This is a genomic window from Paenibacillus barengoltzii NBRC 101215 (assembly GCF_004000745.1).
GTDB classification, from domain to species: Bacteria; Bacillota; Bacilli; order Paenibacillales; family Paenibacillaceae; genus Fontibacillus; species Fontibacillus barengoltzii.
Genome location: NZ_BILV01000084.1, coordinates 18,669 through 27,465 on the forward strand (window position 1 = coordinate 18,669; position 8,797 = coordinate 27,465).

An 8,797-nucleotide genomic window follows, 5' to 3' on the forward strand; every position below is an offset into this window, starting at 1 on the left:
GTTTGGGAGATGTCTCAGCCTGCATTGTTTATTGCACATGGATCGCCTACATTAGCGATTGAGAAGAACGCGTATACGGATTTTCTTCACCGTCTAGGTCAGGAAATGCTGGAGCCGCCCGATGCCATTGTGGTCTTCTCGGCGCACTGGGATGCTCCGGATCAATGGGTCTCAACGGATGCGAAGCATACGACGATGCACGATTTCTACGGCTTCCCGGAAGAGATGTATGAAATCGAGTACCCTGCCCCGGGCAGCCCTGAGCTTAGTGAAGAGATCGAGGCGATTTTTCGAGCACACAATCTGCCTTACAAAGCATCAACCGGCAGAGGCCTGGACCATGGAGCCTGGGTAGTGCTGCGGCTGATGTATCCGTCTGCCAATATCCCTGTCGTAGCCTTGTCGGTGGACGCCAAACGCGAGCCGGAAGAGCAGTATGCCATCGGCAAAATGCTCACAGAGCTGCGGCAACGGAACGTTCTGGTCATCGGCAGCGGCGGACTTGTTCATAATCTTCGTTTGCTCGACTGGGAAGGCCGAGAACCGGCAGCGTGGGCCGTGGAGTTTGACGATTGGATTGGCCAGCAGCTGGAGAACTGGGACTTGCGGCAGCTCTTTGATTATGACCGCAAAGCCCCGCATGTCCGAATGGCGATCCCTTCGTATGGACGGGAGCATTTTGTTCCGCTCTTCTACGCCATGGGATCGGCAGACGATGAACGGCATGCTGTGAAGTTGTTTCAGGATTATCAATACGGCAGCCTTAGCTTAAACTGCTGGAAGTTCGGCGGTCGTTGACGGGCAATTAACCTGGTTCGGAACGACCGATCCATATAAATAAGCGCAGAACCTCAAGGGTTGGGGTCTGCGCTTTTCTTTTTTTGAAGTTGTGACCGGTTAACGCCGCCGTCCATAGCGGTTGCGGAAGTGAGGCTGGATGAAGTAGTCCAAGCCGATCCGCCCGGCGTTCGTGCCGGCGACGACGATAAAGATTTGGAGCAGCAGCAGCTGCGGGTTCGTACTTACGGTGCCGGAGAACAGGAAGGCAAAGTTCATGACCATGCCAAAGAAGGCTGCCAGCCAAGTAAAACCGCCCAGAATTAAGCCCAGCCCGACGAGCACCTCGCCGTAAGGGACAAGGATATTAAACAAACTGACATTTGGCAAAGCAACATGCTCGAGAAAAGATGCCCACCAGCCTTGCACCGCGGGATGGTCGCCGCCGCTCTTGGCCAATGCGCCTGTTAGAAATCCAGCGGAATCAAATCCGCCGGTAATTTTGCTCCAACCGGAAGTAAGCCACTCATAACCTACATATAGTCTGAACAGCAAGAGGAGCCAAGAGGCAACAAGGCTCTCCCTTAACCATTTTACGATCATCTCTTCATCTCTCCTTTCCTGTAGTATGCAGATGAAGAGCTCGATTTTAAACCCCCAAATCAAGAATTAAGGTGAAATAGAGGAGTTTGCGAGGAAGTTTGCTTTGTTTCCGGCTTCCCCCAGTAGAGGAATTCAACGTATAATGTAAAAAACTTAAGAATTTTGACGGAGGACATGCCTTTGAAATCATTGAAGTTAAGTTGGCTGCTGCTCTTATTCTTGCTTATCATGATGCTCGCCGCGTGCGGGAAGGTCGGGGAGACGGCCTCGCCTGAGGAAACCCAAGTGCCGCCGCAACAGACGGAGACCCCGGAGGACACTCCTGAACCGGCGCCGCCCGCCTATACGGCTCCGCTGACGGGATTGCCGCTGGAGGAGCCGCTGACCCGCAGACCGCTGGCGATCATGATTAACAATGCGCCAGCCGCTCGCCCGCAATCCGGATTAATCGACGCGGATGTTGTATACGAGGTATTGGCGGAAGGCGGAGTCACGCGTCTTGTCTCGATTTTCCACAGTCATGCGGACAACGCCAAGATCGGCCCGATTCGCAGCATTCGCCCGTACATGATCGATTTGGGCGAGAGCTACCACGGGGTGTTGGTGCATGCCGGGGCGAGCAACGAAGCGTTTGCGATCCTGCAAAGACAGCATAAAGAGGATTTGGACGAGATCACCAATGCCGGTGCTTACTTCTGGCGGGACAAGTCCCGGAAGGCGCCGCACAATTTGTATTCCAACGTAGAGAAGCTGCTGGAAGGCGCCGCGAAGCGCGGGTTTGCTACGGAAGATACAGCGGTGCCGGGGTATCTTTTTTATAAGGAAAATGAACAGCCTGATTCGCTGGAGACCGCCACTCACGTAGAGATTAAGTTCCAACTGGACAGCTACCGGGTTGGTTACGATTATGATGCTTCGTCCGGGCTTTACAAGCGGTTTATGAATGGGGAGCCTCACAAGGACTTGGAAACCGGTGATCCAGTGACCGCTGCGAATGTTGTTGTCATGGGAGCAGACCACCGGGTACTGGACGATGTCGGTCGTCTGGAAGTCGGACTGCAACTGGGCGGGGACGCGATATTGTTCCAGCAAGGCAAAGTCATTCGGGCCAATTGGATCCGCAAGGAGGGCGATATCATCCGGTTCATTCAGGATAACGCGGAGATTCCGATGGTGCCGGGACAGACCTTTATTCACGTCGTTCCCAATTCGCCGAGTTTCGACAGTCATGTAAAGGCAGAGTAAAGGCGAAAAAAGGCGAATTATGTATTTTTATGGTGATTAGAGGATAACTTTGGGAGAATCAGGGGAAATATAAGCGAATGATGGTGAAATGTTTGCGACAATATTTCCTATCTATGATGCAGTTGTGATAAGATATTCAGGGTTGTGTAAAACATCAACCCAAGAACTACCTTATGGAGAGAAAAGGGGATACTGATGCGACTGAAGAAGAAAGATATCTTTTTCCAGACGTTAGAGGATATGGCAGATACGATCGTGCACTCGGCGGACTATTTCGCCCAGCAGGTCGCGGACTTCAAGGACGTTGAAGCCTTCGCCAAGAAGATGAAGGAGTTCGAATCCCAATGTGATGGTTACACCCATAAAATCATCGTGGAATTGAACAAAACGTTTATTACGCCCATCGAGCGTGACGACATTATGCATCTGATTACCGCCCTCGACGATGTGATCGACGGTTTGGAAGCTACGACATCCCGTTTTTTTATGTACAATTTGAACGGGCCGGACGAATATATTGCGCGCTTTGCCGAAATTTTACGCAACTCGGCCTATGAGATCCAAAAGGCGATTCATTTGCTGTCCCAGAAAAAATTGCTCGCAATCCGCGAATACACGATTCGTCTTAACGACCTGGAGAATCAAGGCGATGAACTGCTGCGGATTTGCATCAAGGAGCTGTTCATGAAGGTTACCGATCCAATCGAATTGATCAAGAAGAAAGAGATCTATGAGCGGCTGGAGACGACAACCGATGCTGCCGAGAAGGTTGCCAACATGCTGGAATCCATCATCATGCGTAATTCTTAAGAAACTTCACTATATATTTGATTTTCGGGAGGTTGGAATTGCGCGGATTTATATAGAGAGATAGCCATCTGTGCAAAAATGCTATGGATACGAGTTTAATGATTATGCTTATCGTTATCATACTGGCGTTGGCGTTCGACTTCATTAACGGGTTTCATGATACAGCCAATGCGATTGCGACCTCGGTATCAACACGCGCGATGAAGCCGCGTACTGCGATCATGATGGCAGCGGTCATGAACTTCTTAGGTGCTATCATGTTTACGGGCGTCGCGAAAACAATTGGGGGTAGTGTCGCCGATCCGGCGAAGCTGGATAACGGTCTGGAAGTGCTGGTCGCCACACTATTGTCGGCAATTATTTGGAACCTCATTACCTGGTGGTTTGGCATCCCATCCTCTTCTTCTCATGCGCTGATCGGTTCCTTAGCTGGGGCGGTCTACGTTGGAGCTGGGGCGGACAAGCTGAACTGGAGCGGATTTACAACGATTGTGGAAGGGCTGGTGTTCTCCCCAATCATCGCTTTTGTGATTGGTTATATCATCATGACCATCTTGCGATGGATCTTTGCGCGGCGTAGTCCGCATACGGTGAACAAAGGCTTCCGGTCGATGCAAATCGTAACCGCAGCGATCCAAAGCTTCACGCACGGCACCAATGATGCCCAGAAAGCGATGGGGATTATTACGTTCGCCTTGGTGACGGCAGACTTCCAAGATCATATGGAAGTGCCGCTGTGGGTTAAACTGGCCGCAGCGACGGCGATGGCGCTCGGGACATCGGTTGGCGGTTATAAAATCATCAAGACGATGGGTACGAAGATCTTCAAAATCGAGCCGATCAACGGTTTCGCCGCGGATCTTTCCGCTGCATCGGTTATTTTCGGGGCCACATTGTTTCATTTGCCCGTCAGCACGACGCATGCGATCACCTCGTCTATCCTTGGTGTAGGTGCTGCTAAACGGTTCTCTGCCGTACGTTGGTCGATGGCTGGGCGCATCGTGATTGCCTGGGTAATTACGATTCCGATTGTGTTTGTCATGGCGGGGTTAATCTATAAATTGTTGTTCTAAATGGAGTTAAGCCAATCTGTTGAGGATTGGCTTTTTTTGGGGTTAGATTTGGTGCTGGGTAGCCAAGTAAAAATAAAGCCGCCGCCGGGTTAACGGCGGCGTTTTCCCGATTTAACCGACTTGCTGGATTTGCCGGTTGCGGAGCGTTTACCACTGCGGCCAGATCCGGTACGGCTGCCGCTTTTCTTGCGATTGGATTTGCGGCGGCGGGGCGGGTAATCGTCCCGGCCGAGGCTGCCAGGTCTGCTTTTGCCGCCGGGCAAGAGCGAGGTAAGCAGCTTCGCCATCGGGGCGAATTGTTGTACGGTCTGCATAACTTTCTGCACCTGGCCCATCGTTGCCAAGATGCCGTCGATCCCGCCCATGCGGTCGACGATGCCTTTCAAGTCGCTTAAGCTGGGCAAGGACAGACCGCCGGCTTTTGGCGTGGTTGTAGCAGCCGGGGTAGGTGTTGGCGCCTGGGTCGGTGTGGGTGTCGGCGGAGAATAAGGAACCAGCGAGGAAGCCTCCGCTTTAATTTCGTACGGATTCACCCCCGGGTAAAAATGGGTGTACGGATGGAACGGGGGCACCGGACCCTGGCGGGAATCATAGTTATGAGGCATGGGTATCACTTTCCTTTTCGGATATTTTGCCCGGGCAGGCTGACCGTAAGGCCCGTTTCCTTCTTGTCCGCCCTCCCGAGACAAGACCTAGGAGCGAAATGACATCCGCCGAAGGGGACACGCGCGGATGGTGAGATCGGCGTGATGATCCCTGGCTAGGCGTTTGTATTACTATACTGTATGTGCCCGCCCTGCCTTGCGTATGGACGAATGTCCCGGTTCTGGTGGGCGTTCGCGGAATTTGGGCGTTCTTTCTGTGATGCGTGAAATCGTTAATGCTTGAAAAGGAGTACGCCCCTCGGGTACAATGGGGGTGTGGTACAGTAACGGTAGGGGATGATAATTCAGTGCAACTGAAGAAATTAAATGACAAAACGATTGATCAATTATTTGAAGCCATTTTAACGTTAAAGAACATCGAGGAATGCTACATCTTTTTTGATGACCTGTGCACCGTTAACGAAATTCAGTCTTTGTCGCAACGTCTGGAAGTCGCCCGAATGTTGGGCAAAGGCAACACATACAACCAGATTGAAGCAGAAACCGGAGCCAGCACGGCGACCATATCCCGGGTAAAGCGCTGCCTAAATTACGGCAACGACGGCTACAAAATGGCGCTTGACCGTTTAGGTCGCTAAGCTTATGACAGACGAAATTCAAGCAAGGTCGATGAGGGTGGCGGACGATGGCCGGGAGATGCTCCCAATGGAGAACGCCAAGAAACCGGGTGTGCTTGTCATCAGCCACGGCTCCCCAGATGAGCACTGGGTAGCTCTTGTGGAGGCGGCGGTAGCGGAAGCGGCGGACGATTTGCCCGCCGGGCTTCCGCTCGCCTGTGCTTTCCTCGAAACGGTGGAAGGCCGCCTGATTCAGGACGGCATCGATCAGCTGGAAGGTCAGGGAGTGACGGACATGATCGTCATTCCCTTATTCGTGTCCTCAGGAAGTACCCATATCGATGAAATCGCTTATGCCTTTGGGGTGAAAGATGCACCGGAGAAGGAAACCGACCTGGAACGTTTTCGGGTTTCCGCTCGGGTGTTTTTTGGCGATCCTATCGATGATGGTCCGCTGGTCGCTGAGATGGTGTGGGACAAAGTGAAGGGGCTGTCCGTACGGCCGGAGCGTGAAGTGCTGCTTCTCGTGGGACACGGCAGCAATCATCCTGGCTTCTTGCAGCGGTGGGAGCGCGGAATTGCCTCGCTGGCGGCGCAATGTGCGGAGCTGGCCGGCCTCGCAGGCGGGGCCGATTATGCGCTTCTGAATCCGGACAGCGTATCGGCCAAAGTCCGTGATTGGTCAGAACGGGGAATGGACGTGATTGTGGCTCCGCTTTTCCTGAGCGCCGGATATTTTACGAAGGTCACGATTCCTGAGCGGCTGAAGGGGCTGGCTCATCGTTATTCGGGAGAGGCGCTGCTGCCCCACCCTTTGATGGCTCGCTGGATGTCGCAACAAATATTGAATATAATGGGATCAGTGATAGGTTGACATTATGAGTTCAGGTGGCGTTAGGAAGATGAAAAGAGCTAGGTTGATTTATAATCCAACCTCGGGAAGAGAAGAGATGCGCCGCCTCCTGCCGGACGTGCTGGAGCGTCTGGATCAGGGCGGCATCGAGACGTCGTGTCATGCGACGACCGGGGAAGGCGATGCGACGCGCGAGGCGGCTTTGGCGGTCGAACGTGGATACGACATCATTATTGCGGCCGGCGGTGACGGGACGCTGAATGAGGTTGTGAACGGCATGGCTGGGAAGAGTGATTTGCCTCCGCTGGGGGTGTTCCCGCTGGGCACGACAAATGATTTCGCCCGCGCCATGGGAATTCCTCGGCGTTGGGAGGATTATTGCGACTTGGTCATTGAGAATAAAACCAGACCGATCGATATCGGCAAAGTGAACGGCCGACATTTCATAAATATCGCCGGCGGCGGCAAGTTGACCGAGCTGACATATGAGGTGCCGAGTCGGCTCAAGACGCTGATTGGGCAGCTGGCCTATTATATGAAGGGTATTGAGAAAATGGCCAGCCTGTCGCCAACCAGGTTGATCATCGATGCGGAAGGGCACGAGATTATAGAGGGTGAGTTCATGCTGTTCTTGATCGCCAACAGCAACTCCGTTGGCGGCTTCGAGAAGCTGGCGCCGGACGCGCGCATCGACGACGGGCTGCTGGACGTGATCGCGCTCAAGAAATGCAACCTGGCGGAATTTATCCGTCTGGTGACGATGGCGCTGCGCGGCGATCATTTAGGCGACTCGCACGTCATTCATTTCAAGACGCGGCGTATGGAAGTCACCTCACCCGGCCGTGTGCTGCTCAATCTCGACGGCGAACTGGGCGGCGAATTGCCCGGCGTGTTCGAGATTTTGCCGCAGCATTTGCGGATTTTTGCTTGATTTCTCGATATCCGTCCGTGATTCATAGGCTTAGACAGTAATTTACAGGGTTGCCTGAGGCACGCCATCAGGAAGCTTAGGTTATGAGGATCCCCCGTCGGGCTGGCGGGGGATTTGGTTTGGTTGGGCGAGTCGTTAGTACCTTAAGGCTGCTTCCGTCCAGGGGCTGCAACTATCTGTGGCTTAAGGGACTCCTTGCCTTGGTACGTTTAAGCTGCCACAATGGTACGAATGGAGTTTGGATGGCGTATAGCGGTCAACGTTCGAAGTGGTGGCGATGCGAAATAAGTGGAAATTCTACCGTTATTTTTGGAGTAACTGTGGGTTTGGCGTGGATTAGCTGGAAAAAGTACCGTTAATTCCGCAGGCTTTGCTGAAAACAGGGGAAATGGGCCAAATTAGCGGTACGATTTCCCGTTATTTTTGCGAAAATGGCCCAAACGGGGTAAATTAGATGGAGGATTTACCGTTAGTTGTTTGATGGGTGGGCTGAAACAGGTGTGTTAACGTCGAACGGATGGTTTTACCTTATGCGAGGATTTAGAGTACTGGATTAAAGTATATCGAGAGTTTTGAATTACAGTAGATCACGTGAACTGGATGAGATGATGCCAAGTTGGAGTAACCGGTTCAGTTGAACATAGAAGGAGTCCATGATGAAGAAGCAACGGAATAACCATCGTCGTCCGGAAGCGGGGCGGGTAGGGAGCCCTCGGGGACAAGGACACAAAGCAGCTGGCGGCGGGAAAAGCAACCGCGGCGGGAGAGGAGAAGCTTCCTCAGCGACTCTTCCATCGCGGGGGCGTGCGGCTGTGGCTGCGGAACGGCCTTTCAGCGCGCAGCCTGCAGGGCGTGCTGGAAGCAGCGCGTCTGAAGCCGCGCTGGCGGGTCTTCCCGTCGTGAAAAATGATGAGGTCGTGATCGACATCATCGGGATGAACCACGACGGGGAAGGCGTGGGCCGGGTGGAAGGCTACACGCTGTTTGTCGCCGGCGCCTTGCCGGGTGAGAAAGCCCGGGTCAAGGTGCTCAAAACGAAAAAGCAGTATGGCTATGCCAAACTGCTTGACGTGGTTGAGGCGAGCCCGGACAGGGTGGCCGCGCCCTGTCCGATCTACGACAAGTGCGGCGGCTGCCAGCTGCAGCACTTGAGCTATGACGCGCAGCTCGCGTGGAAGCGTCAGCACGTCGTCGACGTGCTGGAGCGCATCGGCAAGCTGCGCGTGGCAGAGGGCGCGCCGGGTACGGGCGCGCCAGCGGCCGGCGGCAGCGGCGACGCCGGC

General features: G+C 53.6%; 10 protein-coding genes. 8 read left to right on the forward strand and 2 right to left on the reverse strand.

Translation table 11 applies throughout. The features are described from left to right. Positions 1 to 9: 9 nt before the first annotated feature. Entirely contained in the window at positions 10 to 798 is a 789-nt protein-coding gene (locus PBA01S_RS19155) for a DODA-type extradiol aromatic ring-opening family dioxygenase (RefSeq protein ID WP_016313434.1), read from the forward strand. 99 nt (positions 799 to 897) lie between these two features. On the opposite strand, the gene PBA01S_RS19160 is transcribed toward PBA01S_RS19155, so the two are convergent. Then, positions 898 to 1,380: a DoxX family membrane protein gene (locus PBA01S_RS19160; RefSeq protein WP_016313433.1), complete on the reverse strand. Its 483-nt coding sequence runs from the start codon at positions 1,378 to 1,380 to the stop codon at positions 898 to 900. 174 nt (positions 1,381 to 1,554) lie between these two features. Between PBA01S_RS19160 and PBA01S_RS19165 the strand changes: the two genes are divergently transcribed. From PBA01S_RS19165 to PBA01S_RS19175, 3 genes are all read left to right on the forward strand, one after another. After that, positions 1,555 to 2,625, forward strand: a complete 1,071-nt coding sequence (locus PBA01S_RS19165; RefSeq protein WP_036625204.1) for a DUF3048 domain-containing protein — start codon at positions 1,555 to 1,557, stop codon at positions 2,623 to 2,625. Between the two features lie 195 nt (positions 2,626 to 2,820). Then, positions 2,821 to 3,435 carry a DUF47 domain-containing protein gene (locus PBA01S_RS19170; RefSeq protein WP_085279799.1) on the forward strand — a complete coding sequence of 205 codons (615 nt, stop codon included), beginning with the start codon at positions 2,821 to 2,823 and terminating at the stop codon, positions 3,433 to 3,435. Between the two features lie 83 nt (positions 3,436 to 3,518). Beyond that, positions 3,519 to 4,508, forward strand: a complete 990-nt coding sequence (locus PBA01S_RS19175) for an inorganic phosphate transporter (protein WP_127576536.1) — start codon at positions 3,519 to 3,521, stop codon at positions 4,506 to 4,508. Between the two features lie 89 nt (positions 4,509 to 4,597). Here the strand turns inward: PBA01S_RS19175 and PBA01S_RS19180 are convergent, their stop codons facing one another. Beyond that, the gene (locus tag PBA01S_RS19180; protein WP_016313429.1) at positions 4,598 to 5,113 is read right to left on the reverse strand and encodes a hypothetical protein; all 516 of its coding nucleotides are present in this window, start codon (positions 5,111 to 5,113) and stop codon (positions 4,598 to 4,600) included. Between the two features lie 347 nt (positions 5,114 to 5,460). Between PBA01S_RS19180 and PBA01S_RS19185 the strand changes: the two genes are divergently transcribed. The 4 genes from PBA01S_RS19185 to PBA01S_RS19200 all read left to right on the forward strand — a co-directional run. Beyond that, on the forward strand, positions 5,461 to 5,751 hold the full coding sequence (locus tag PBA01S_RS19185; RefSeq protein ID WP_009224548.1) for a YerC/YecD family TrpR-related protein: 291 nt from the start codon (positions 5,461 to 5,463) through the stop codon (positions 5,749 to 5,751). A gap of 67 nt (positions 5,752 to 5,818) precedes the next feature. Continuing rightward, the gene (locus tag PBA01S_RS19190) at positions 5,819 to 6,604 is read left to right on the forward strand and encodes a sirohydrochlorin chelatase (protein ID WP_127576537.1); all 786 of its coding nucleotides are present in this window, start codon (positions 5,819 to 5,821) and stop codon (positions 6,602 to 6,604) included. A gap of 28 nt (positions 6,605 to 6,632) precedes the next feature. Beyond that, entirely contained in the window at positions 6,633 to 7,514 is an 882-nt protein-coding gene (locus tag PBA01S_RS19195) for a diacylglycerol kinase (RefSeq protein WP_127576538.1), read from the forward strand. Between the two features lie 656 nt (positions 7,515 to 8,170). After that, the coding region (locus tag PBA01S_RS19200; RefSeq protein WP_371859551.1) for a TRAM domain-containing protein at positions 8,171 to 8,797 on the forward strand (627 nt) is incomplete at its 3' end.

Coding starts and splice junctions, on each gene's coding strand:
- PBA01S_RS19155 (WP_016313434.1), top strand. CDS start 10: ATGTCTCAGCCTGCATTGTTTATTGCACATGGATCGCCTACATTAGCG.
- PBA01S_RS19180 (WP_016313429.1), bottom strand. CDS start 5,113: ATGCCTCATAACTATGATTCCCGCCAGGGTCCGGTGCCCCCGTTCCAT.
- PBA01S_RS19190 (WP_127576537.1), top strand. CDS start 5,819: ATGGAGAACGCCAAGAAACCGGGTGTGCTTGTCATCAGCCACGGCTCC.
- PBA01S_RS19165 (WP_036625204.1), top strand. CDS start 1,555: ATGCCTTTGAAATCATTGAAGTTAAGTTGGCTGCTGCTCTTATTCTTG.
- PBA01S_RS19160 (WP_016313433.1), bottom strand. CDS start 1,380: ATGATCGTAAAATGGTTAAGGGAGAGCCTTGTTGCCTCTTGGCTCCTC.
- PBA01S_RS19170 (WP_085279799.1), top strand. CDS start 2,821: ATGCGACTGAAGAAGAAAGATATCTTTTTCCAGACGTTAGAGGATATG.
- PBA01S_RS19175 (WP_127576536.1), top strand. CDS start 3,519: ATGGATACGAGTTTAATGATTATGCTTATCGTTATCATACTGGCGTTG.
- PBA01S_RS19195 (WP_127576538.1), top strand. CDS start 6,633: ATGAAAAGAGCTAGGTTGATTTATAATCCAACCTCGGGAAGAGAAGAG.